20 protein-coding genes and 1 pseudogene are annotated in these 25,094 nt (G+C 36.0%); 12 read left to right on the top strand and 9 right to left on the bottom strand.

Translation table 11 applies throughout. The features are described from left to right. Window positions 1-231: 231 nt before the first annotated feature. Entirely contained in the window at window positions 232-381 is a 150-nt protein-coding gene (locus DMC01_RS13410) for a hypothetical protein (protein WP_185908791.1), read from the bottom strand. A 215-nt stretch (window positions 382-596) separates the two neighbouring features. On the opposite strand from DMC01_RS13410, the gene DMC01_RS06505 reads away from it, so the two are divergent. Further along, window positions 597-872: a hypothetical protein gene (locus DMC01_RS06505; protein WP_142693461.1), complete on the top strand. Its 276-nt coding sequence runs from the start codon at window positions 597-599 to the stop codon at window positions 870-872. 339 nt (window positions 873-1,211) lie between these two features. After that, window positions 1,212-1,916: an outer membrane beta-barrel protein gene (locus DMC01_RS06500; RefSeq protein WP_142693460.1), complete on the top strand. Its 705-nt coding sequence runs from the start codon at window positions 1,212-1,214 to the stop codon at window positions 1,914-1,916. Between the two features lie 698 nt (window positions 1,917-2,614). Here the strand turns inward: DMC01_RS06500 and DMC01_RS13405 are convergent. After that, a complete protein-coding gene (locus DMC01_RS13405) occupies window positions 2,615-2,791 on the bottom strand; it encodes a hypothetical protein (protein WP_185908789.1) in 177 nt (58 codons plus the stop codon). Between the two features lie 622 nt (window positions 2,792-3,413). On the opposite strand from DMC01_RS13405, the gene DMC01_RS06495 reads away from it, so the two are divergent. The 4 genes from DMC01_RS06495 (at window position 3,414) to DMC01_RS13400 (ending at window position 7,070) form a co-directional block, all read left to right on the top strand. Beyond that, window positions 3,414-4,589 (top strand): NRAMP family divalent metal transporter, encoded by a 1,176-nt coding sequence (locus DMC01_RS06495; RefSeq protein ID WP_142693459.1) that lies wholly within the window; start codon window positions 3,414-3,416, stop codon window positions 4,587-4,589. After that, window positions 4,582-5,319 carry a 5-oxoprolinase subunit PxpB gene (gene pxpB, locus DMC01_RS06490; RefSeq protein WP_142693458.1) on the top strand — a complete coding sequence of 246 codons (738 nt, stop codon included), beginning with the start codon at window positions 4,582-4,584 and terminating at the stop codon, window positions 5,317-5,319. The genes DMC01_RS06495 and pxpB overlap by 8 nt, the downstream gene beginning before the upstream one ends. Further along, window positions 5,300-6,268, top strand: a complete 969-nt coding sequence (locus DMC01_RS06485) for a 5-oxoprolinase subunit C family protein (protein WP_142693457.1) — start codon at window positions 5,300-5,302, stop codon at window positions 6,266-6,268. The genes pxpB and DMC01_RS06485 overlap by 20 nt, the downstream gene beginning before the upstream one ends. Before the next feature lie 637 nt (window positions 6,269-6,905). Further along, entirely contained in the window at window positions 6,906-7,070 is a 165-nt protein-coding gene (locus DMC01_RS13400; protein WP_185908787.1) for a hypothetical protein, read from the top strand. Here the strand turns inward: DMC01_RS13400 and DMC01_RS06480 are convergent. Together DMC01_RS06480 and DMC01_RS06475 are read right to left on the bottom strand one after the other, a co-directional pair. Next, the gene (locus DMC01_RS06480; protein ID WP_142693456.1) at window positions 7,054-7,371 is read right to left on the bottom strand and encodes a branched-chain amino acid transporter permease; all 318 of its coding nucleotides are present in this window, start codon (window positions 7,369-7,371) and stop codon (window positions 7,054-7,056) included. The genes DMC01_RS13400 and DMC01_RS06480 overlap by 17 nt on opposite strands. Further along, window positions 7,364-8,038 (bottom strand): AzlC family ABC transporter permease, encoded by a 675-nt coding sequence (locus DMC01_RS06475; RefSeq protein WP_142693455.1) that lies wholly within the window; start codon window positions 8,036-8,038, stop codon window positions 7,364-7,366. The genes DMC01_RS06480 and DMC01_RS06475 overlap by 8 nt, the downstream gene beginning before the upstream one ends. A 123-nt stretch (window positions 8,039-8,161) precedes the next feature. On the opposite strand from DMC01_RS06475, the gene tpx reads away from it, so the two are divergent. Further along, window positions 8,162-8,689: a thiol peroxidase gene (tpx, locus tag DMC01_RS06470; protein ID WP_142693454.1), complete on the top strand. Its 528-nt coding sequence runs from the start codon at window positions 8,162-8,164 to the stop codon at window positions 8,687-8,689. A gap of 821 nt (window positions 8,690-9,510) precedes the next feature. Here the strand turns inward: tpx and DMC01_RS06465 are convergent. Beyond that, on the bottom strand, window positions 9,511-10,431 hold the full coding sequence (locus DMC01_RS06465) for a hypothetical protein (protein ID WP_142693453.1): 921 nt from the start codon (window positions 10,429-10,431) through the stop codon (window positions 9,511-9,513). A 226-nt stretch (window positions 10,432-10,657) separates the two neighbouring features. Here DMC01_RS06465 and DMC01_RS06460 point away from each other — a divergent pair, with 226 nt between their 5' ends. The 4 genes from DMC01_RS06460 (at window position 10,658) to prpD (ending at window position 16,203) form a co-directional block, all read left to right on the top strand. Continuing rightward, window positions 10,658-12,556 (top strand): propionyl-CoA synthetase, encoded by a 1,899-nt coding sequence (locus tag DMC01_RS06460; protein ID WP_142693452.1) that lies wholly within the window; start codon window positions 10,658-10,660, stop codon window positions 12,554-12,556. A gap of 14 nt (window positions 12,557-12,570) precedes the next feature. Further along, complete coding sequence (prpB, locus tag DMC01_RS06455) at window positions 12,571-13,443, top strand: methylisocitrate lyase (RefSeq protein ID WP_142693451.1); 873 nt, start codon at window positions 12,571-12,573, stop codon at window positions 13,441-13,443. A gap of 165 nt (window positions 13,444-13,608) precedes the next feature. Beyond that, window positions 13,609-14,736 (top strand): citrate/2-methylcitrate synthase, encoded by a 1,128-nt coding sequence (locus DMC01_RS06450; protein WP_142693450.1) that lies wholly within the window; start codon window positions 13,609-13,611, stop codon window positions 14,734-14,736. 12 nt (window positions 14,737-14,748) lie between these two features. Next, window positions 14,749-16,203, top strand: a complete 1,455-nt coding sequence (gene prpD / locus DMC01_RS06445; protein WP_142693449.1) for a 2-methylcitrate dehydratase — start codon at window positions 14,749-14,751, stop codon at window positions 16,201-16,203. Window positions 16,204-16,543: 340 nt separating this feature from the next. Here the strand turns inward: prpD and DMC01_RS15025 are convergent. From DMC01_RS15025 to DMC01_RS06425, 4 genes and pseudogenes are all read right to left on the bottom strand, one after another. Continuing rightward, window positions 16,544-17,234: pseudogene (locus tag DMC01_RS15025) on the bottom strand (hypothetical protein); the annotation flags it as partial. A 288-nt stretch (window positions 17,235-17,522) separates the two neighbouring features. After that, window positions 17,523-18,473 carry a hypothetical protein gene (locus DMC01_RS06435; RefSeq protein WP_142693447.1) on the bottom strand — a complete coding sequence of 317 codons (951 nt, stop codon included), beginning with the start codon at window positions 18,471-18,473 and terminating at the stop codon, window positions 17,523-17,525. Window positions 18,474-18,488: 15 nt separating this feature from the next. Next, window positions 18,489-20,465 carry a methionine--tRNA ligase gene (gene metG / locus DMC01_RS06430; protein ID WP_142693446.1) on the bottom strand — a complete coding sequence of 659 codons (1,977 nt, stop codon included), beginning with the start codon at window positions 20,463-20,465 and terminating at the stop codon, window positions 18,489-18,491. A gap of 603 nt (window positions 20,466-21,068) precedes the next feature. Next, window positions 21,069-23,879 (bottom strand): TonB-dependent receptor plug domain-containing protein, encoded by a 2,811-nt coding sequence (locus tag DMC01_RS06425; protein ID WP_282432270.1) that lies wholly within the window; start codon window positions 23,877-23,879, stop codon window positions 21,069-21,071. 35 nt (window positions 23,880-23,914) lie between these two features. Here DMC01_RS06425 and DMC01_RS13395 point away from each other — a divergent pair, with 35 nt between their 5' ends. Then, complete coding sequence (locus DMC01_RS13395) at window positions 23,915-24,085, top strand: hypothetical protein (RefSeq protein ID WP_185908786.1); 171 nt, start codon at window positions 23,915-23,917, stop codon at window positions 24,083-24,085. Window positions 24,086-25,094: the final 1,009 nt, after the last annotated feature.

The raw sequence follows: 25,094 nt of genomic DNA, 5'->3' as shown, positions 1-25,094 counted from the left end.
AAAACAAATCATCGATTAAATTTGCAAGGCTTTAAATTCAAGCTTTTTTAAAAGATTTAGCTTTAAAATTAAAGCTTGAATTTAAAATGAAAGCTTTGAATTTGCAGAGTTTGAATTTAAAAACGCAATCTTTGATTTTATAGAATTTAACTTCAAAGCAAAATGTTTAAATTTACAGCATTTAAACTTCACAACAAATCATTCAAATTCGCAAGGCTTGAATTCAAAAAATCAGCATTTAAATTGCAAGGCTTTAACTTCAAGCTTTTTTGCAAAATCGAGCTTTAAATTCACGGTAATTAAACTTCCAAACAAGATCTTTGAATTTACAGAACTTGAATTTAAAAGCAAAATGTTTAAATTCTCAAGGCTTGAATTCAAAACAAATCATCGATTAAATTTGCAAGGCTTTAAATTCAAGCTTTTTTAAAAGATTTAGCTTTAAAATTAAAGCTTGAATTTAAAATGAAAGCTTTGAATTTGCAGAGTTTGAATTTAAAAACGCAATCTTTGATTTTATAGAATTTAACTTCAAAGCAAAATGTTTAAATTTACAGCATTTAAACTTCACAACAAATCATTCAAATTCGCAAGGCTTGAATTCAAAAAATCAGCATTTAAATTGCAAGGCTTTAACTTCAAGCTTTTTTGCAAAATCGAGCTTTAAATTCACGGTAATTAAATTTCCAAACAAAAGCCTTGAATTTGTAGAGCTTGAATTTAAAACAAGACAGCCAAATTCACAAAGCCTAAATTCAAAAGCAAACCGTTTAAAATCGCAAAACTTAAATTCACAACAAATCATAAATCAAAAGCTCAAGGCTTTAACTTCAAGCTTTTTTGTAAAATTTAGCTTTAAATTTAAGGCTTGAATTTAAAATCAAGCCTCATCTAATGAAGCAACAAATGCCATCTAAAAGCCAACTTAAATCTAAGAATTTTCCATTTTAAATCCACAAAAATTCATAAGAATGAGGTTTCCACTCTAAATTCACAAGAATTCACAAGAAACCACAAAAATTCACAAAAATAAATTTTCCACCTTAAATTCACAAGATCTCACAAAAATTCAAAAGAACTCAAAAAAAATTCACAAAAATTCACAAATTTTGCCATTAAAACTCAAAAAAATTCAAGTTTTTTAAAATTTTAAGCTTACTTTAAGGGGGGGGGGGGTAAACTTATATGAATCTTAAATTTAAGGAGTAAAAATGAAGAAGCAAATTATGGCTTTAAGTTTGGCCGGTTTATTTAGCACAGCTTTTGCTGAGCAAAACGGCTTTTTTGTCGGTATTGGTGGTGGTTTCTCAGGTATGAGTGAGAACTACGAGACCACTGATTATGTAAGGCAAAAGGCACCAGCAGGAACCATCTATGCCTCAAAGGTTGAGCAAAGCGTCTCAGGAGGATCATTAAATGTCATAGCAGGTTATAAAAATATGTTTGGTGATAATCAGGGTGCTAGATTTTACCTAAACTACGACTACAACCCAGTTACAGTTGAGATCCAAGAAGCAGGATCAGGAACAAGGCTAGATGAAAGAAGTGCTTCTTATAATGTCATAGGGCTTAATGCGGATTATCTTTACAATTTTAGTCAGAGCTGGGGCTTTTTTGTGGGTGCAAATTTGGGCGCCATTAAGTGGAGTGAGGAGCTTTATAAATTTGATCCTGGTCTTTTAGACGCTATGGACATGGAAATGGACTATAAGGACAGCTGGGGCTTTTATGCAGCAGCACAGCTTGGTGCTAGATATATCTTTGGTGCTACAAGGGCTCACAGCGTAGAGCTTGCGGTGAAGGTGCCTTTTACAGACTTTACAACACAATATCAAGCTCCAAATGGAGAAAAAATGGCTGAGAGAAAGCTAAGTAATACCTACAACGCAAGCCTTCGCTATGTGTTTAGCTTTTAAGCCTTGAAGATTTTTAGCTTTAAAGGTTTTAAGCTTGAAATACCCTTTCTTTTGAATACTAAGAATCCAAGCCTCTTGGCTTGAATTCTTGCTATACTGAAACCTCACATAAAAACTTCCTTGTTGCACTGAAATCTCAAATAAAAATTTCCTTGTCATACTAAAAATTTACATAAATTTTAAAGCTTAAAAAAATTGATTTCATAAAAACTTTCTACATAAAAACTATTAAATCTTTTTATCTTAGTTTGCTAAGTCTTAAAAAGCCTTGTCTTGCAATTTGTCGCGACAAAAGAGATAAAAATTCACAAAGCCTCCTTTGTTATTTTTTTGATGACAAAGGATATGAAAGCTAACCCCCTCTATCATATTTTTATGACAAAAGAAGGCTCGAAAAGTCTTTTATGTAATATTTGGATCACAAAAGATATGAAAGCTAATAAGGCTCTGTCATTTTTTGATGACAAAAGAGATAAAATTCACAAAGCCCCCCCTTTTTTTATTACATTGAGTCCGTGTTAAATACTTCAAATTCTTGTAATATTTATTGTGGTAAGTAAGGCTTTTAGCTAGATCAAAAGCCCTTAAAGCGAGCTTTCTATGATAAAATGATAGATTAATGTGGCTAATTAACACCGTTTTAAACAAGGTCAAATTTTTGTTTAAAATAAGGCTTTTTTTAAAGTGTTGATTTGTCATTAGCCTAGGGGCGAAGAAACTGTCAGTTCAAGGCATTTTTCTATAAATTCGTGGATACTTAGCACGCTTAGTATGACAAAGTGGTGTTTGAGTTTCTTTGTCCTCATTTTTAGAGCGACAAGGGAAGGCTTAAAATACTTAGTAACACTTAGTATGACAACTCTTGCCTTTGTCATTCTAAGCGAGCGTGAAGAATCTCTTTTTGAATTTTTATCATTTCGAGTTTTCGTAGAAAACGAAATATCTCTTTTTGAATTTAGAGATACTTTGCAATGCCTAGTATGACAAGGGAAGGCTTGAGATTCTTATCATTTGGCTTAGAATGACAAACATTACACTTCATCTAAAATCAATAGTATTTTAAAATATAGCCTAAAATAAATAAGATTAAGACAAAAAATTTGCAACAAATATGCTAAGATTAATTTATAAAAAAGCCCAAGAAAATCAAGATCTTAAAATATAAAAGCTTTAAATTCAAAGGAGTAAAGTTGGCATTAAAACTCAAAGAATTCAAGCTTTTTTTAAAATTTAAACTTGCTTTAAGGGGAAGATAAGCTTAACGGCAGGTGAATTTTTGTGTTAAAAGCGATACTATTTATAAAAAAGCCTAAGAAAATAAGCATCTTATAAGGATAAAAGTTCTAAATTCAAAGCAGGAAAGATAAAAGAGCTTTTTTAAAATTTAAACTTATTTTAATGGGGGAGGGTAAACTTATATGAATCTTAAATTTGAAGAAGGATAAAGCGATATGAAATTTAAGGAACAAAGATGAACTTTAAATTTAAGGAGCAAAGATGAAACAGCAAAATGCAGTTCTAGCGGCAGCCTTTTTGATGGCTACCTCTGCCATTGGACCTGGCTTTTTAACCCAAACAGCAGCCTTTACAGCCACCTTGCTTGCAAGTTTTGCCTTTGTGATTTTAGTTTCTATTGTAATTGATCTTATAGCTCAGCTTAATATCTGGCGCATTATAGTTTTAAGTGGCAAAAGAGCACAAGTTCTTGCAAATGAGTTTATTCCGGGTGCTGGTTATCTTTTAAGCTTCTTGGTTTTTAGCGGTGGCTTTGTTTTTAATATAGCAAACATAGCAGGAGCAGGACTTGGACTAAGTGTGCTTTTAGATTTAGAGCTTATAACTTGTAGCCTTATAAGCACCTTGCTTGCTATTTTTATCTTTGCCTTTAAAAGAGTGGCAAATTTAATGGATAGGGTTGTTATCGTGGCTGGGTTTTTAATGATCATTCTAACAGCCTTTGTTGCCTTTTCCTCAAAGCCTCCTGTGCTTGAAGCCTTAAAACAAAGCATAATGCCTTCACAAATAGATCTCATAGCCATAGTAACCCTAGTAGGAGGCACTGTGGGTGGATACATAGTCTTTTCAGGAGCTCATAGATTAATTGATACAAACAAGCAAGAAACTCAAAGCCTAGCAAGGATAGATAGATCGGCAATAAGTGGAATCTTACTAACAGCCTTGATGAGAATCTTACTTTTTTTGGCTGTTTTGGGCGTTTTAAATCAAGGCTTTGTCTTAGATCCTAAAAATCCAGCAGGATCAGCCTTTGAGGGCGCACTTGGGGTTTTGGGAGCTAAATTCTTTGGCGCTGTGCTTTTTTTAGCAGCCCTTTCTTCGATCATAGGGGCTGCTTATACCTCGATCTCTTTCATAGTATCATTTAACAAGCTTTTTGAAAGGCACAAAAGCTTAATTATCATTTGTTTTATACTGGCAAGTTTTTTGATCCTGTTTTGGCTTGAAAAAAGTCCAACTCAGCTACTCATACTTGCAGGGACCATAAATGGCTGGATCTTGCCTCTAAGCCTTTTTATAATGATTAAAATAGCAAACAAGCAAGGTCTGATTAACAAATACAAACACCCTAAACTGCTTAGTTTTTTGGGCTTAATTGTAGTGATACTAATGAGCTTTTTGGCACTTTATACTATGATAAGGCTTTTTTATGTTTAGTATCCATCATAGCGGATCAAATGCCATCTTACTTCGTTTCAAGCAAGAAATTTCAAGCTCTGTGCACTCTCAAGTGCTATCTTTAGAAGTTAGATTAAAACAAGCTTTTGAAAGTGGCAAACTTTGCGGGATAGAGGAGCTTGTTAGTGCTTATGCTAGCTTGCTTATTTATTTTGATCCCTTGCTTTTAAACATAAAAGATTTGTTTGAATTCTTAGAAGATGCCAAAAAGAATTTACAAGTAAAAGATCAAGCATCAAGGCTTTGCTTAGAGCTTCCTTGCTGCTATGATGAGGAATTTGGGCTTGATTTGGATTTTGTATGTAGGCACTGTAAATTAAGCAAAAAAGAGCTTGTAGCCTTACATAGCGAGGTTTATTATCTTGTTTATATGCTTGGCTTTATGGCTGGTTTTGCCTATTTAGGAGGACTTGACAAAAGGCTTTTTACCCCAAGACTGAAAGAACCAAGAGCTAAGATACAAGCAGGTAGCATAGGCATAGCAGACCGTCAAACTGGGATCTATCCTATATCAAGCCCAGCAGGCTGGCAGATCATAGCCAAAACCCCCTTGAAACTTTTTGATAAAACAAAAAAAGATCCCACCCTTTTAAAGCCCTCAATGCTTGTTAAATTTAAACCCATAGACAGGCTTGAATTTAAGCACATAGAAGAGGAGATAAAAAGCGGGGTTTATAAGGAGAGAATTTATGAGTATAAGGGTGATTGAGCCTTCTTTAAATTCAAGCTTACAGGATCTAGGCAGGAAGCATTATGCGCATCTTGGCATATCAAGAAGTGGGGCTATGGATGAGGATGCCTTGATACTAGCAAATATCTTGCTAGGAAACAAGCTAAATGAGGCTGGGGTAGAGCTATGCTTTAAAGGCGGTGCTTATGAGTTTTTAGATGATCATTTTTTTGTTTTAAGTGGGGCTGAATTTGAGGCTAGTTTAGAGGATGAGAGAATTCAAACTTATAAGGTATATAGGGCAAGAAGGGGGGATATTTTAAGATTAAAGTTCGCTAAGATGGGCTTTCGTGGGTATTTATGTCTGGCTGGGGGCTTTGAGGTGGAGGGCTTTTTGGGTTCAAAATCAAGTGATGAGGGTATGGGAGTAGGGGCTTTTGAGGGCAGAAATTTAAGAGCAAATGATATATTGTTGGCTAAAAACTTCTTTGAGCCCTTTAATGTAGAAAAAAGACAGATCACAAATCCTCTTTTAAATATGCCAAAACGCCCTCAAATACGAGTTTTGCTAGGAAGTAACGAGGATGCCTTTACTCAAAAAGGACTAGATACTTTTTTAAACACAGTTTATACAGTTTCTACAAAAAGCAGCAGGATGGCTATATACTGCGAGGCTAGCTCTTTAATAGAGCATAAAAAAGAAGCTGATATAATCACCGAAGCTGTTGTCTTTGGCTCTATACAAGTGCCTAAATCAGGCCTTCCCATAATCTTAATGGCAAACAGACAAAGCACAGGAGGATACACAAAGATAGCAACCGTCATTCAAAATGATCTAAGTTTCTTAGCACAAATGAGCTTAGGGGCTAAATTTAGCTTTAAAAGCCTTGAATTTGAAGAGGCTTTAAGCTTGTATAAAGCAAGGATGAGGGTCTTTAAGGAACTAGACGGTTTTGTGAATTTAAATTATGAAGAGCTGATTGTGTGAGAAAAATATAAGTGCTTTTGAATTTAAACTATGAGGATTTGACTGTGTGAGAAGTTTGTAAGCTCTTGTGAATTTAAAATCTAAGCATTTGATACTCTGAGAAGTTTATAAGCTTTTTTGAATTTAAAATGTGAGTGTTTTAAATTTAAAAACTAAACATTTGAATTTGAAATGTGAGTATTTGAATTTAAAAACTAAACATTTGAATTTAAAATGCGAGTGTTTGCTGATGCGAAAAAATTACTGCTTATCATTTTTTCTTGGTGTGAATTTGAGGGTTTTGACCTAAAAGACTTGTGCAAATTTATGCTTTAAAAAACCCTTTGTATTTTAATTTGTCCTTGTTTTTATAATTTTATACTTGCTAATTTACAAAACTTAGTTAATTTTGTGAATTTTATCTACACTAAAAAAAGCTTAAATTCAAGCCCTTGCAAAAAAATAAGCTTGAATTCAAGGCTTAAATTGAGAGCTTGAATTTAAGTTTAAAAACTAGCTTAAAATAAGATTTTTAGAAAAGAAAAAACCTACAAGGCTTTTAAATGAATATAAGTTCAAGCCAAGGGATAGAAGTTAAAAACTCTTTTTAAAAAGGTATTAATTTTAGATAAAAGGCTGTATTTGTCATTATAAGGGTATGCTAAGAATTCACAAACTTATAGAAAAATGCCTTGAATTTATACACTCTTTGCCCCTAAGAGTTATAAATCAACAATGTTTTGAAACAAAGCCAATGAAAAAAACCTTTCAAAGAATTCAAAGCCTTATAGATGCTAAATTCAAGCTCAAACAAAAAATCTAAGCAAAAACATATAAAAGCAAGTTCCCAAAAAGATACTAAGTAGGGCATTTTTAAACAAAAGTTGCATTAAAAGCACCAAAAAACAAGCCAAAAGCCCACTAAATCCTCCCCTAACAGTGCTAAAATCAAGCCCAAAAAGGGTGTAAAATACCAAAACTACCATTATGAGTAGGGGCATATTTTTTTGAATGAAAGAAAGATTTTTGCCTTGTCTTTCCTTGCGAAAAAGCAAATAAGGAGCTATCCTAGGAGTAAAGGTCGCCAAAAAGCCCATTAATACATACAAACCAAGCTCAGACATAGCGTCTTCCTAAGAGCAGTAAAAACAAGGCTAAAATTAGACAAGTAAAGAGCATATAGGACTTTGCTATGAATAAAAAGCCAAAAAGCCCTATGATTGCGCCAACTAAGAAGAGCTTAAAATTTGGATTTTGCCTATAAGCATCGTAGGCTATGACTATGAAAAGGGCATTGAGGCTAAATTCAATGCCTGAGTAATCAAAATTAAATCCCCTTTGAAAGCACCATCCAAGGCTAACCCCAAGCAGCCAGTAGCTTTGATTAAGAGCGCAGATTAAAAAAAAGCTAAGACTTCTTTTTAATCTATCCTTAAAAAATCTTTCCTTGTAGGCACAAAGTAGGGCAAAGCTTTCATCACTTAAAGCATAGATGACATAATACCTTAAAAAATTTAGCCCTCTTAGCTCGTTTAATAAACTTAAAGTATAAAAAAAATGCCTAAAACTCACCAAAAAAAGACTCACAAAGACGCCCAAAAGCCCCTCATTCATAGCTATAAACACTACCAATAAAAACTCAGCCGACCCACTATACACAAAAAAGCTTATGGCAAGGCTTTGTGCGAGGCTAAGCTCATTACTAGCAGCTAGGATCCCAAGTGCTACTCCAAGTGGGACATAGCCCATCATCACAGGCAAGCTTAGTTTAAAAAGTTCTATATATCTCATCTTCTAGCCTAAAAAATAGTAATTATATCTTAAAAAATTAAGCTTGTTAAGATCCTTGTTAATTTTTATGCATTATAATTTTAGGCGAAGCAAGTGCTTTAATTTATTTTGAAAGGATGAAAAATGAGTTCAGTTACCTTTAAAGGAGAAGCCGTAAATCTCAAGGGCAACTCAGTTGAAGTTGGCAGCGAGGCTGCAAGGGTTACATTAAAAGCACAGGATCTAAGCGACATAGTCATAGGAGAAACAGGCAAAACGCAAATTCTACTTACTATGCCAAGCCTTGATACCTCAGTTTGTGCTACTCAGGTGAGGGATTTTAACAAAAAAATATCAAGCTATCCTAGTGCTGAGGCCATTGTGATAACTCAGGATTTACCCTTTGCTATGGGTAGATTTTGCTCAACAGAGGGCATAGATAATATAAAGGTCGCAAGCGATTTTGTCAGCAAGGAATTTGGCGAGAAGTATGGAGTCTTAGTAGATAGCGGGGCTTTAAAAGGACTTCTTGCAAGGGCTGTTTTTGTTGTCAAAGACGGCAAGGTTGCTTACAAAGAGGTGGTAAATGAGATCACAGAGCTTCCAAATGCAAAGTCCTTGGATAACTTTTTTGGTGTGGGTCATAGCTGCGGTTGTGGTTGTGCTCACTGAGTGCGTGGCTGAATTTATTCAGCCCCCTTGTTTATTTTAACTTATGGGTTTAGTTGAATTGAATTTATGCTCATCAGTAAGCTTTTTTAACTTTTTTAACTTTTTTAACTTTTTTAACTTTTTTAACTTTTTTAACTTTTTTAACTTTTTTAACTTTTTTAACTTGCCTAGCTCAGATCATTCTAGTTTTATATTCACCTTCAATTTGCTTGAATTTAATTTTTTTAAAAAGAATTGAATTTTATCTTTCTTGGCAAGGTATCTTGTGATTTCAAAGAAAGATCTTTTTGTCTTTCTCGTAGATTCTAATATTTTTTGATGGCTAAAAATTGCTATGCAATCATTTTAATACTCTTTTGAAAAGGAGCTAAACACAACCCCCTTTTTTAGAAATTTATTTTTGTCAAAGAACTTAAAAAGACTTTACAAGCTTTAATATCACTAAATAAACGCTTTTTAGGCTGAATTTTTTACAAAATTCACAAAATAACAAAAAACACTCTACTTTTAAAAAACTTGCTTAAAAAGACAAAATCTAAGGCTTGTTGTAAAAATGAACTATTCTTAAAACTACTGCTTAAATTTCGATAATTTAACATATGACCTTGCAAAAGCTCATTTAAATTTGACTCAAGACAACTTAAACGGATTTTTTCTTATCAATCTGCTTTAAGTTTAATTTAGCCATTTTAAAACTTCTTTTAGCCAAGCCAACCTTTTAATCTAAAACTAAGTTGAAAGCTTAAATATAACTTTTTTAAATTTAAGACAGTTGCTCAAAACATCACAATCTTTTTAAAGACAAATTCAAGGTGCTTAATCTACTCCTCGCTTGTTATATTGATGCTTTTTAGGAAAAATTCACCGTATTTGCTATTTTGATCTATGTATTTGCAAGTTTGAAGCAAGGAGTAGTTATTTTTCAAGCAAAAAAGCAAGAGCTCAAGCACAAAAACGCCATCCCTTGGATCTATATGAGGTGGGCATTCTTTGGCATTTGTATAGTGTCTATGAAGCCTTTTTATAAGCTCGTTGTTTCTTGTTTCTACTATCAAGGTTTCAATTGGAGCCTTAAAAAACATCCTTTGTTCCTTGATATTTATAGAGGTATAAAAAAGATCAAGTCCGTAAATTTTCTTGCTATAAGAGTCAAAAAAGTAAAGAGATTTTGCCAAATTATCCCTAAAAGTTTCTATTACTAGCTCTAAAATTTGAATTCTTTGCTGCTTTGTGTAGAAATTTCCTATGCGAGAAAAGGCAAATTCAAGCAAGGACTTGATGGAATACCACTCACTCACACTAAAAGAAAAATCCCTCATCTTCTCTCCTCTTTTCTTGCGGTAAAGATCCACAAGAGGATCATTGTTTTGCTTGTAAATAAGAGGCACTATGAAGTCTCTGTAGGCTGGATTTGGAAAGCTTGGATGTATGATTAATGAGCCCTCATCTTCATTTTCATATATATACTCAACACTTGCCTTGTAGCTTTCATCTATCATTCTTAGCTCAGTAGTATGCACACTTTCAAGCAAGGAGTTAAATTTTTTCTCATCGCAGTGCCAAATTTCTTGAGGGTATCTAAGTGTCTTTGCTATGGCTGTTTTTGCGTTTAGGCTTAACTCTTTTTCAGAGCTTAGCCAAGACACAACAGTTCTTCTATCTTTTTGTAGCATCTTTGCAAATTTGGCTATGCTAAGTCCTGATCTATTTATAATCTTTTCAAGTCTTTGTTTGCTGTTCATTGTTTTCCTAAAAATGTAACTTTTAGTAAGATAAATTTTACTGTAATTATAATAAATTTGTAAAAAGAAGATCAATTTTTTGTATAAAAAATATACATTTTGTCAAAAATACCTACAAGATAAAAATAAATGGGTGTTTTTTTTAGAATTTGATGAAAAATTCAGCCTTGTAAAATATAAACAATTTGTTTATTATATTTTAAAAATATTTTTTCAAGGAGGTAAGATGAGTTCGTATGATGAAACCTACAAGCTCTCAATAGAAAAGCCAGAGGAATTTTGGGCTGAGGCAGCCAAGAAGGTGCATTGGTATCACGAATGGGATAGGGTTTTGGATGATAGTGGTGAGCATTATAGGTGGTTTGTTGGAGGTTGTATGAATACTTGCTACAACGCACTTGATCTTCATATACACAACGGCAGAGGCGATCAGCTTGCTCTAATCTATGATTCACCTGTTACAGATACTAAGAAAAAATACACCTACAAACAATTAAGAGACAGAGTAGCCAAAACAGCTGGCATACTAGCTAGCAGAGGGGTTGTCAAGGGCGATAGGGTCATCATTTATATGCCTATGATACCAGAAGCGGTGATTGCCATGCTTGCTTGTGCTAGATTAGGAGCCATTCATAGCGTGGTATTTGGAGGCTTTGCAGCACACGAGTTAGCGATGAGAATAGAAGACGCCAAGCCTCGCATAGTAATGACAGCAAGTTGCGGCATAGAAATAAGCAAGATAGTCGAGTATAAGCCCATTTTAGATGAGGCCATTAAAAAATCCCAGCACAAGCCAACCACCTGCATAGTATGGCAAAGACCACAGTATCAAGCAAGTATGCTTCCTTGGCGGGATGTGGATTGGGAAGCAGAAGAAGAAAAGGCTCATCCAGCAGAGCCTGTGCCTGTGATGGCAACAGATCCTCTTTACATACTCTACACCTCAGGCACCACAGGCACACCAAAGGGCGTGATTCGTTCAAATGGGGGGCATTCTGTGGCTATGAAATGGTCAATGGATAATATCTACAATGCCAAAGAAGGAGATGTCTTCTTTACAGGCTCTGATGTTGGCTGGGTTGTTGGACATTCTTACATAGTGTATGCCCCTCTTATGTGCGGATGCACAACCATTGTATATGAGGGTAAGCCTGTTAGAACGCCTAATCCAGCAGCTTACTGGCGACTTATAGATGAGTATAAGGTAAATATCATCTTTGCTGCTCCAACTGCCTTTCGTGCTATCAAGCAAGAGGATCCAAAGGGTGAGCTAATTAAAAAATACAATCTAGACTCCCTTAAAACAGTCTTCGTAGCAGGTGAAAGATGCGATAGCGATACCCTTAAATGGATAGAAAAGATCACAAATAGACCTGTAATTGATCACTGGTGGCAAACAGAAACAGGCTGGGCTATAGTTGCAAATTTTATGGGGCTTGATCCTATGCCTGTTAAGCCAGGAAGTCCTACAAAACCAACTCCAGGCTTTAATTTAAAGGTGCTTGATGAGGAAGGAAATGAATTAAAGCCAGGCAAAAAGGGTGCTTTGTGCCTCAAACTGCCTTTGCCTCCTTCTTGCTTAATGGGAATTTGGGAAAACGAAGAAAGATACCGCAAGGGCTATTTGGATCATTTTAAGGGCTATTATCTTACAGGAGATACAGGCTACATAGACAAGGATGGCTATGTTTATGTACTTGGTAGGATGGATGGGATCATAAATGTAGCAGGGCACCGCTTATCCACAGGAGAAATGGAAGAGGTTGTCTCAAAGCATCCTGATGTGGCTGAGTGTGCTGTAATAGGCGTAAATGATGAGCTAAAAGGAGAAATCCCCTTTGGTTTCATAGTGCTTAAAAAGGGCATTGAAAGGGATCACGAGGGCATAATCGAAGGTGTAGTTTCTCTTGTAAGACACGAAATAGGTGCTGTTGCCTTCTTTAAAACAGTAGCCATAGTAAAGGCCTTGCCAAAGACAAGAAGTGGTAAGATTTTAAGAAAAACTCTGCGTGAGATCGCAGATGGGGTGGATTATGTAGTCCCTGCTACCATTGAGGATATGGCTGTTTTGGATTCTTGCAAGGAAGCCATCACTAAGCTTGGCTATCCACACGCTAAAGCCTAAATTAAGGAGCTTAAATGATAAATTCAGCAGGTAAAAAATTTAAAGAAGCACTCAAAGAAAACTCCCCCTTACTCATAGTAGGCACACCAAATGCCTACTCAGCCTTGCAAGCTACAAAGATAGGACACAAGGCTATTTATATCTCAGGATCAGGCGTAGCAAGTGTTAGCTACGGACTTCCTGATCTAGGCATAGTGGGGCTAGAGGATTTTTGCATAGATGTGAGAAGAATTACCTCCCGGGTGGATACTCCCTTATTAGTTGACTGCGATACAGGCTTTGGTGGTGCTTTTAACATAGCTAGAACCATAAAAGAGCTCATTAGAGCCGGTGCAGCAGCTACTCACATAGAAGATCAAGTAGCTCAAAAAAGATGCGGACACAGACCAAACAAAGAACTAGTAAGCACAGGAGAAATGTGCGATAGAATCAAGGCTGCAATGGATGCCAAGATAGACGGCGACTTCGTGGTAATGGCAAGAACAGATGCCCATGCCATAGAGGGACAGCAAAAAGCCATTGAAAGAGCAATTGCTTATGTAGAAGCAGGAGCTGAGATGATCTTTGCTGAGGCTGTGCATACCTTGGAGGAATACTCAGCCTTTGTCAAGGCTGTGAAGGTTCCTGTCTTGGCAAACATCACTGAATTTGGAAAAACCCCTTATTTTAGTGCCGAGGAGCTAAAAGGTGTAGGCATCTCAATGGTTCTTTATCCTCTTTCAGCCAACCGTGCTATGAGCAAGGCGGCAAATTCAGTGTATAAGTCCATTTTGGCAAAGGGACATCAAAAAGAGGTGCTAGATCTAATGGAAACAAGAGAGGAGCTTTATGCTATGCTTGATTATTACAGCTTCGAGCAAAAGCTTGATGAGTTGTTTAAGAAGTAGGGGTATTGCCACACTGTCATATTAAGCGTAGCCAAGATTTTCAAGTCTCGCATTGTAATTATAAGATAAACAAGTCTAAATTCTAAAATGCTTGAGAGCTTTTGACAAGCCTTAATATGACACAGTATAAAATTCAAATTTTAAAATCAAAATAAAGGAGAAAAGATGAGCGTCAGTGAAGCGAGTAAAAAGACAGGAGGCTTAGCTGGGATCATAGCCGGTCAAAGTGCGATTTGTACTTGCGGGCTTGGAAATGGGCTAAATTATTATGGCTATGCCATTGAGGATTTGGCTAATAACTGTGAATTTGAAGAGATTGCATACTTACTTCAATATGCAAAGTTGCCAAATTCAAGCGAGTTAAAAGCCTACAAAAAAGAGATCATAGCTCAAAGGAAGTTGCCAAAGGCTTTAAAAGAGATCTTAAAACAAATTCCAAAGGGCATTCATCCTATGAATTTAATGCAAATGGCAGTTGCAGCCCTTGGCACCATAGAGGGTGAGAAGGATGATTTTAGCGATCAGGATGAAAAGATCATTCGTTTGCTTGGAATTTTACCCAGTGTGCTTTGCTTTTGGCATAATTTTGTAGAATTTGGCAAGGAAATAGACTTTGAAAGCAAAGAAGATAGCATAGCTGGATATTTTTTAGAAAAGCTACAAGGAAGCACACCTAAGGCTGATTTTGTAAAGGCTATGCATTGTTCTTTGATACTATATGCAGAACACGAATTTAACGCCTCAACCTTCACAGCAAGAATTTGCGCCTCAACAAGAAGTGATATATTTTCAGCCATAGCAGCTGCTATCGGTGCTTTAAGAGGACCCTTGCACGGAGGGGCAAATGAGGCTACTATGTATTTAATCGAGCAGTTTGATAGCGTTGAAGCAGCTCTTAAAGAGGTTAATCACAAGCTAGAAACAAAGCAGCTTTTAATGGGCTTTGGGCATAGAATTTATGGCACAGGAGGGGATCCTAGAAATGCCTTGATTAAGGAGTGGAGCAAGAAGCTTGGAGGAGATAAGCTCTTGTTTAAGGTAAGCGAAGCCATTGAGGCATTGATGAAGGAAAAAAAGCCAAATTTACCTCCAAATGCAGACTTTTACAGTGCCTCAGCTTATCATTTCATGGGCATACCGACAGAATACTTCACCCCCATCTTCATAATGAGTAGGGTTTCAGGATGGAGCGCACATGTAAAAGAACAAAGGGCTAATAACAAAATAATTCGTCCAAGTAGCGAGTACATAGGGGTAGCCCCAAGAGCCTTTGTAAGCATAGATAAAAGATAAAAAGGAGAAAAAATGAGTGGTGATATGGGAATCTTAGAGGCAAAAAGACCTGAATTTGACGAGCTTTTAACAAAGATCGCTCGTTATGCGGCTGAGTATGAGATTAAAAGCGATCTAGCCTTTGAAACGGCTAAATACTGCCTTATGGACACCATAGGTTGTGGGCTTTTAGCATTAAAATATCCAGCTTGCACCAAGCTCTTAGGACCTAGCGTTGAGGGTGCTGAATTTAGACCACTTGGAGCGAAAATTCCGGGCACAAGCTATCAGTTAGAGCCTATTCGTGCGGCATTTAATGTGGGTGCTATGGTTAGATGGCTTGATTTTAACGACACTTGGCTTGCTGCTGAGTGGGGACATCCTAGCGATAATTTAGGTGCGATTTGGGCTGTGGCTGATTATATTAGCCGTAAAAATGTAAGCGAGGGTAGGGATCCTTATAGGGTATTTTGTGTGCTAAATGCTATGATCAAAGCGCACGAAATTCAAGGCATTCTAGCATTAGATAACTGCTTTAACAAGGTAGGCTTAGATCATGTGCTTTTGGTTCGCATAGCAAGTACGGCTGTGGCTGCTCAGCTTTTAGGATGTAATTTTGAGGAGATTAGAAATGCCGTCTCACAAGCCTTCATTGACGGAGGTGCTTTAAGAACTTACAGACACGCACCAAATACAGGCTCAAGAAAGAGCTGGGCTGCAGGGGATGCTTCAAGCAGAGGTGTAGATCTTGCCTTAAAATCAAAAAAGGGAGAAATGGGCTATCCCTCAGCTCTTAGTGCTAATTTTTGGGGCTATCACGATGTTAAGATGAAGGGGCAAAAGCTTACAATTCCTCAAGAATTTGGTAGCTATGTAATGGAAAATGTGCTTTTTAAAATAAGCTTTCCAGCTGAATTTCACGCTCAAACCGCAGTTGAAGCAGCCTTGAAACTGCACAGCGAGGTTAAGGATAGATTAAATGATATTGAAAAAATCATCATAACAACTCAAGAATCAGGACATAGAATCATAAACAAGGTAGGCAAGCTTGATAATCCAGCAGATAGGGATCACTGCATTCAATATATGGTGGCTGTGCCTCTTATCTTTGGACGCTTGGTGGCTGATGATTATGAGGATAGTGTAGCAAGTGATCCTAGAATCGATGCTTTGCGTGAAAAAATGGTAGTTGAAGTAGATGAGCGCTACACAAGAGAGTATTTAGAAGCCGATAAAAGAAGCATAGCTAACGCGGTTCAGATCTTTTTTAAGGACGGATCAAAAACTCAAAAGATAGAGGTTGAGTATCCTATAGGTCATAAAAGAAGAAGAAGCGAGGGCATCCCCTTGCTTGTTAGCAAATTCAAGGCAAATTTAGCAACCCGCTTTAGTCAAAAACAGTGCGAAAAGATCATAAAGCTTTTTGAGGATCAAGAAAAGCTTTTAAAGACGAATTTTAATAGATTTAGCGATCTTTTTGTCTTGTAAGTCTTGTCGTGCATTTTGCACGACAAACTCTTCCTTTGTTAAAATCATTCTTTTCTAAAATTTATCATTTTAAGCTGCCTTGCTATGTTAAGATGGACAAGATTTAATGCCATAAAAGCTCTTTTATTAAAAATATGGCTTAAGACACTTTAAAAAGATTTTCCCTTATCAACTTTAATAAATTTTGATAAAAATTTTGTCCTAAAATTTTTGTCTTAATTGCTTTTCTTTTAAATGAAGGACAAAATTTTCTCTTTTGTGCTTCTAAATTTGGCAAGTCTAAATTTCGCAAACTGCTACTACGCAGTTGCAAGAGTATGAAGTAAAAATATTCATAATCTCATTGATATGATTTAGTCCCTTTGCACAAATTTTCATTCTTGATCTTAGAACTAAATTCACTCTCTTTCAAATGTAAGGTAGAAAAATTCCTTTGCCGTGAAACTGACCTGAACTAGCATTTGTAAGGTCCCCAGAAATTCACAATTTCGTTGATGTGGTTATGCCCCTTTGCAAACTCGAATTTGGCGTGCTTTACCCTAATAATGTGCCTTTGCTCCTTCTTGTAAAGTTGCGAGCAAAACGAAGCAAAAAATCCACCAAGCCATCATAAGCTTTCCAGTTATCGCTATAAATTGTGGTGTTTTCTACATCGGTAAAGTCCCTTATGATAGGCAGCAGCTCTTTGGCAGAGCAAGTGTTTGAGTGTATAAACGTAGCCGTTGCGTTTTAGCATTCCTTCTCGCAAAGGGACGAATGCATAGCACGAAGTAAAAACAAAAATGTTTTTTAAATGCTCCTCATCCACGCTTTTCTCTTACTCTTTTTGCACCTTCTGCTAGCAGTTGCAAGACGAAACGAAGTAAAAAATAACTTTCATCAACTTCGATTTCACCGCTCATTTTCTAAAGAAACTTCGTTTTGCTGATTTTTTCGCATTCTTTTGCCATTAAGATTCTACTGTGTTTTATGATTTTATGGACACTTTGGCTAGAAATTCCACTTAATTTTGCAATTTTAGAGGCTTTTAATATCAAGGTTTCCTAAAAAATTGCAAGTAAAACAAAGCAAAAAAATAGAATAAAATTTACCTAAATTTCTTTTAAGACAATTAGAGAATGAACCATATATTTGTTTTTCATCTAACTCTTTATACCTTAAAATGATCTTGTATCAAATTAAAATATCTTAATCCTTTATTTTTTCATCGCTGCAATAATAACTTAAAGCTTCTTTATGTTGGTTTAAGTTAAAGTTAGCTAAAGATTTATTAAAATTGATAATAAAAAATTCTGTTAGGTTTGATTGAGCCTTTACTTTTAATCAAGCAGATCAAAAAGGCTAGTTTCTTTTGTATTTTTAGTGAAAAGCTCTGTAAAATCGCTGTAATTAGCCTTTACAAGACAGTAACGAAAGTCAGTAAAGCCTCGCAACTCGCTTAAATCCTTGTAGGCAAAGTCGCAAAAAAGGCTCTCACGGTTTGCGATTTTAAAGCCTTGAATGTTTGATAGCACCTCGCTTAAAAATGCAAAATGCCGCCCGTCTTGTACCACTATAAAAGCACGGCTACTTTTTCCAAAGTCTGTGATGAAATTTTCCTCATTTACAAAAAAGACCTGATAAAAATCAAGCTTTTTTTCATTTAATATAAATTTTTTGCCTTTAAGCAAGATAAAATTAGCAAAATTTGTAAAAAGATCTGAGTAGGCAAAGCAAAGTTTAAGTTTTAATATTTTATCATTTTTTAGTTTAATTTGAGAGTAAAATAGTGAGCCTTGAGGGCTTTTTGCCAAATTCTCACCCTCAATTGCCTCATAGCTAGCACAAAATTCAAGCAAGTACTTGCTATTATCAAAGGCAAAAAGGCTTGAATTTTTGGCATTTATAAGCAGATCAAAATCCTCGTAAATGTCTCCGCCAAGCTTTGCCACGCCAAAAGCCTCGCAAAGATCCATTTCCAAGCCCTTGCAAAGCAAAAACTCTAAGTTTTTCTCCTCGCTTAAAAATCTCAAAAGCTTGAAAATAGACCTTTTAAGTGAATTTGTTTGAAGATAAAACACCTCTTTATCGACTATTTCGCAATCTTTTTCACTTACAAGGACGAAGGCACCGCATTTTGTGGCTTCTTTTAGCTCCTCCTCATCGTTTGAAAAAAAGGCGTAGCCTTGTTTTAGCTGTGAAAGCTTCCTTGCAAAGCCTAAAACGCTAGAGGGTGAGCCTTCATTAATGATTTGCGTTTGTAAAAGCTCGTTTAGGCTTGATATATTCATAGTTTAAGCCTATGCCTAACCCACGAAAGAGCCACTTTCTACAAGCTCTTGAGGACTTATAAGCACTATTTTGTCGCCACTTTTGGCTGAAAGTATCATTCCATCGCTTTCAATCCCAAAAATCTTGGCTTTTTTAAGATTTGTTAGTACGCAAACTTGCTTGTTTATCAAGCTTTGTGGCTCGTAGAATTTGGCAATTCCTGATAAAACCTGCCTTTGTTCGCCATTTTCAAGCTCTAAGATAAATTTTAGTAACTTCTCGCTACCCTCAACCCTCTCGCAGTGCTTAACTGTGGCTATTTGAATGGTAATTTTTTTAAAATCATCAATTTTGATTTTTTCGCTTTTTTGGGCTAAATTCACTGAATTTTCGTGGATTGCCACACTAGGCTTCGTCTCGTTCGCAATGACACCTTTATTTTGTGAATTTTTTTGTCTATTTTCGCCTAAAATTTCATTGTTTGTTTTCAAAAGCGGCTTTTCAACCCTCACAAACAAGGGATCACACGCAGCTTTTGCCTTAAAATTTATTAGCTCATCCCCTAAAATCAGCCTTTTGTAATTTTGTGTATTTAGATCAAAACCCAAATTCTCGGCGATTTTCGCACAAGATTTTGGCAAGACAGGGCTTAAAAGCAAGGCTACACGAGCTAAAATGTTCGCACACAAGGCTACAAGGGCATTTGCCTTGTCTATTTCGCCTTTTTTGATTAAGCCCCAAGGCTCATACTTGCTTATGCTTGAATTTGCAAGGCTTAAAGCCTTGAAGAGCTCTTCTAAATACCTATTTGTTTGCAAGATCTCTAAAAAATTCAAAGCATTACTTAAAAATTCCTTGCACTCAGCAAGTTCTACACCAAAAAATTCACACACCTTGCTTGAATTTATAGTGGAATTACTATACTTTGCTGCCATTCCTATGAGTCTGCTTTGCAGATTGCCTAATTCGTTACAAAGCTCGGAATTTATACGACTCATCATAGCCTTTTCGCTAAAATCCCCATCATTTCCAAAGGGCACCTCACGCAGGATAAAATACCTAAAAGCCTCCAGCCCATAGGCATCTGCAAGTTCTTTTGGCTTAATCACATTGCCCTTGCTTTTGCTCATCTTTTCCCCATCCCTTGTCCACCAGCCATGTGCTGCGATATGTTTTGGCAGCGGCAAACCCACGCTCATTAAAAAAGCAGGCCAATAAATAGCGTGAAATTTCAATATATCCTTGCCTACAAGGTGCAAGTGTGCTGGGAAAAAGCGAGTATTAGCCCCTTTGCTTATGTAGTCAAGCGAGGAAAGATAGATAAAAAGGGCATCGAGCCAGACATAGATTATGTGTTTATCGTCATTTAGGGACTTTGGCAAGGCTATGCCCCAGTCAAAGCCCGTGCGGGTGATGGATAGATCCTTTAAACCTGTGCGGACAAAATTTACAAGTTCTTGCTTTTTATTTTTTGGTAAAATGGGATCACAGTCCTCATACCATTTTAAAATTTTATCCTCATAACGACTTAGTCTAAAAAAATAGCTCTCTTCTTTTAATAAATTCGTCTCTTTGCCACAGTCCGGACACTGTTTATCTGACACCAGCTGAGTCTTAGTAAAAAAGCTTTCACAAGATATACAGTAGTATCCCTCATACTCGCCCTTGTAAATGTCGCCTTTTTCGTACATTGCCGTGAAAATCGCTTGCACGGCTGCTATGTGGCGAGCATCCGTGGTGCGTGCGTAAATATCATAGCTAATGCCAAAGTCATCCCACAAAGCCTTGAATTTAGCACTAATCTCATCGGCATATTTTTTGGATGTGTAGCCTCGCGTTTTTGCTGCTTGTTCGATCTTTTGTCCGTGTTCGTCTGTTCCTGTAAGAAGTAGGGTTTCTTCGCCTTGTAATCTATAAAATCTTGCCATAGTATCGGCTATGATGGTGGTGTAAGCGTGTCCTAAGTGAGGCACATCATTGACATAGTAAATGGGGGTTGTTAGATAACGCATCTTTGTCCTTGTTTTATGATAGTGTGTGAATTTTAGCGTATTTTTGTGAATTTTTAGCCTCTTAGTCTTGGAGGATAAAGCATTTTTGTGTGGTTTATTTCTTGCAATTTTAGATTGTGCTTAGCAAAAGTGAGTTTTAGTTCAAGTTTTAGTTTTAAAGATCACGGTTTTAGCTAAAAATTCAAGAAAACTTGAATTTAAGCTTAAATAATCTTTTGTGAAGCCTTAAATTCAACAAGCAAGCTTGAATTTAATTTTATTTTGCGAGGCTTTAAATTTAAAATATAAGCTTGAATTTAATCTTAAATAATCTTTTATAAATTTGTAATTTTAAAAAGTAAGCTTGAATTTAAGCTTTTGTTGCGAAACTTTAAATTTAAATTCACATTTTTGCAAAAGCTGTATTTACTAGTTCCGTATTCTGTTTTAGCTTAGACTTTGCAAAAGTGAGTTTTAAACTTTAAATACCACTGTTTTAACTCAAAATTCAAGCAAATTTGAATTTAATCTTAAATAATCTTTTGCGAAGTTGCAAATTTAAATTCACATTTTTACAAAAGCTGTATTTACGAAATTATGTACTCCGTACTCCGTAATCCGTCATCAGTACTTATACCCAACTTGCAACCAAAACTGCCTTCCCACTTCATAGCCAAGGCTAGGTGCATAGCTAGATCCTGCATAATCTGCTTGATTTATGGTGGTGTTTTTAGAATCAAGGACATTAAAGATGTCTATGTTAAAATAAATGCTATGTTGCCCATAGATCTTCCTTGCATAGCCAAGTCTTAGATCATAAGTAAAAGCAGAGGGTATCTTATATTTGCCATATTGCTTGTAGGCTCTAAATTCAGGCCTATACTGAGAGTAGGCAAGGCTTCTTGTGCTAGGATTAGAATTAGCATTTGAGATCAAGGCTATAGCGTCATAAGAGGAGCGAAATCTAAAAAAATTATTCAAGCTTATGAGATTTTTGCCAAATTCAAAAGAGTGCATAGTGCTTAGCCTTGCTGTGTAGGGCTTTGCAAAGTTACTAACAGGTCTTTGTGAGCTGTAAATTAGCTTTCCATCATAAACTATAAGCTCATCTTCCTCTCTACTTGCTATTTCATTATAGGATAGATAATTTCTCTTGGTTTGAGTAAAATCAAGGGCAAATAAAAAGAAATGATGAGTGCTAAAAAGACTTAAAGGCTCGGTGTTTTCAGCACTAAGGGTGATGATCTTGCTTGTTGATTTGCCCTCATTTGTGTAGGTGTAGTAAGTGCTAGCATAATTGCTGTCAGCTTCTAGGTTTCTATAATCTGATCTAATTCTTCTTAAATCATCCTTACTTTGTCTGTAAATGTATTTTGCTCCCACTTTAAGGCCTAAGATATTTTGCTCTAAGCCAGCCATAAACTCATCCACAAAAGGAACTTTAAGTTTTTCAAATTTGGTGGAGTTCTTGTAGCTTTCATAGCAATTTGTCCTTGAAATTTTATTTCCATTTGCATCATAATACACCCACTCGTTATTTGTAGCGTTTCTACCTGTTAGGGCATTTGTATAGCTTGTGCTTTTTCTTTCTCTTCTAGCGTAGGCTGGGCATTCTTGATTTATTTCGTCCCAAGACTTATTAGGGCTATCTCTATAAAGGGTTCTTTCTAGGCTTTCTATGCCGTCATTTAAAATTAAGGCTGTGATGTTTCTTCCGTAGTAGCGATTAGCCCCTAATGTTACTGTGCTATCAAAGCCATTTTGCCAAGGTGCTACGTAGGTTAAGGCAAAGCGAGGTGCGACAGTAAGCTTTGACATAAGACCCTCGTAATCAAACCTCACCCCAGGTCTTAAATTCAACTTACCAAAGTCCGAAAGCTTAAACTCCACATCATCTTGCAAGAAATAAGCAAGGCTCTTGCTACTTACTTTGATCTTCTTGCTAGAATCAAAGCGGCTTAGACTGTTGAAATATTGCCCATATTTCCAAACAAGATATTTGCGTCCATCATCCATGGTTTCTATCTCAAAGGGGGACTGATCTTGTGAGTAGGCAAAGGCTTCAAAGCCTCTTGGATCATAAGCTCTTGCAGTGTCGCACCAGCTCATATCCGTAGTTTGACAAAGGGCTTGTTTGGCTTGGGTCATAAAGGTGGAGGTTTTAACTGCGCTGTCGTAGGGCTTTGAGTATTTAAAGCTTGATCTTTGATAGCTTAGTTCTAGCCCTGTGCTTATGGTGTGGGTGCTTGGTCCTAAGTTAAAGGGGATAAACTCTTGCGAAATGGTATTTGTGATGGTTTCTTGCAAGGACCTACTTGGAGCCCAGCCTCCGCTTCTAACCCAGGTAGCCCAGTTGCTCCATCTTTTAGAATCTGAGATCTGCCAGTACTTCGTGGCATCAAAATTCGTCTGGGCTGAGTTTTCAAGCAAGGAATAGCTTATGACATTGCTTAAATATCCCCAAGCATTGTACCACTCAAGCTTTGAGGAGGCTTGATGCCCTCCTGATTTGAAATTATAATAATCCCCCCTTGTTCCAACTATAAATCTAAAATCATTTTGAGGAGCATACAAATAAGAAAGATCAAGCCTTAAATTCTCGCTAAAATCCCAATAGCCCTTTATGAAGTAATTATAAATCTCTCTTTTTTGATCCTGCTTTGCGTATGAGGAATCAGCAGGATCAACAGGAGAGGACTGTGAATTTCCAGAGCTACTCTTATAGCTATCATCGCTACTTCTTAGAGGGATGATGCTTTTTGTGCTAGAAAAGGAACCTATGAGAGAAAATTTATCATTTATCTTACTTTCAATGCTAGCCCTCATTAAATGCTTGGTGAAATTTGGCTGATTATCATCGTCATAGGAGTTTAAAAACTCGTCTAGATCCTGATTTTCATAAAGATGATACTTAGTTAGAGATATTTTGCCCATCTTAAAATGCCTAAGATCAAGCCCTCCATCAGCCTTGCCATTGGTAATTTGATAGCTTAGATCTGCTGAAAAAGGCTTTGAAGGTCTTTTGGTAGTAGCCTCTACAACCCCTCCCATAAAGCCCCCATAAGCTGCACCTATGTTGGAATCTTGCACCTTAATGCTTTCAAGCAAACTTGTATCTATGGCAAGTCCTTGAGAACGGCCTGGTGCTTTGGTAGTCCAAGAACCAGAGCCTGCTGGATCTAGATCATTATTCATATTAACCCCATCAAGCATAAAATTGTTTTGATAATGAAGTCCTCCGCTGATTGAAATCCTTGCTGGATCTATTTCTCCTGGAGTGCTTGATTTAAGCTGGGAATTGTCAAATTGCACATTTGGCAGGATCCTAAGCATACTTCCAAGATCCCCATTTCCACTAGGGCTTGTTTTAAGAACTTGCTCATTTAAACTTAGCCCTGCTTGATAATGCTTGTTTTCATAAAGATTTGCCTCTATAAGACTGGCTTCAAGCTCATATTTAAGCTCACTGTTTGAGGCTTCATTTTGGGCTAAATTTTGAGAACTACTATCTGTGGGGGGGGGGGTTAGACTGTGAATTTGATATATTTGCTAGGGCAAAAACTGCTGATATGCTAAGAAAAAAGGCTTTTTTCAAGGATCTTCCTTTAATGAGTTGCGGTGAATTTCTTTTGACATTATAAGAATTTAAATTTAAAATAAAATAAATTTATTATTAATAGTTATCAATAGTAATCTTATAAGCTTATGTTAAAATTCAAGGCTTTTTAAATTTTTTGTGAAAGTAGGGGGGAGATAAATTACAGCTCTTAATTTTCTTTAAAGTGAGAAAATTTGTAACAGTTTTATCTTCTTTGCAACTATTTTAAGCTTGATCGAATTTGGCTTTTGAAACATATAAGCTAAATTTAAAATCAAAAATAAGCTTTATTTAAAAGCATTTTTGCGAAAATAAGCAAGATTAAGAGTGAAATTTAAGGGCTATGAATTTTAAAGCTTTTATAAACACTCACAAGCTTAAAATTTAAAAGTTTCTTTTTAAAATTCAAGCTTTCTTTTTCAAGTTAAGCAAAGACAAAGAATTTTGCCTTTTAAACCGCCTTTGTGAATTTATACAAAGAAAAATCCTAAAAATTCAAGATTTGCTTGTGAATTTTATCAAAAACTAACTGAGGGCTTGAAGTTTAAATTTTTAAAAAAGCATTGCCTTGTCCTTTTAACCATTTTTGGCGAAGGGATGCATAAATTCAGGCTTAATTAAACTTAAATCAAAGGACTTTTAAGTTAATTCTATTAAAAACAAAAATCCGCTTCCAAATTGTCTTACAAAAATTTTAAGGAATTTTGAAGTATTTTTTACTTCGCTTCTCCCCCTCACTTTGCAATAATACCTTGATTTAAATGCAAAAAATTGCCAAACTTTGTCCAATGCCTAATCAAAATTTGTGCAAAATTTTCAAAAAAATTCACATTTTGATAGCCAAAGAATGCAAAAAAATATCTAAAATGAGTGCTGAGATTGAAGTTAATGAGGGTTATTTTTTTACAATGCTAGGCTCGCAACTGTGTAGTAGAAGGAGCAAAGGCTCATTACAGGATCAAGTGTGTTAAATTTGAGTTTGTAAATGAATGAAATCACACAAGTGAGACTGTGAATTTTTTACTTCGCGCTCTTGCAACTGTAAGCAAAAG

Source organism: Campylobacter troglodytis (genome assembly GCF_006864425.1).
Lineage (GTDB): Bacteria > Campylobacterota > Campylobacteria > Campylobacterales > Campylobacteraceae > Campylobacter_D > Campylobacter_D troglodytis.
This window is presented reverse-complemented; position numbering and strand designations above follow the sequence as displayed.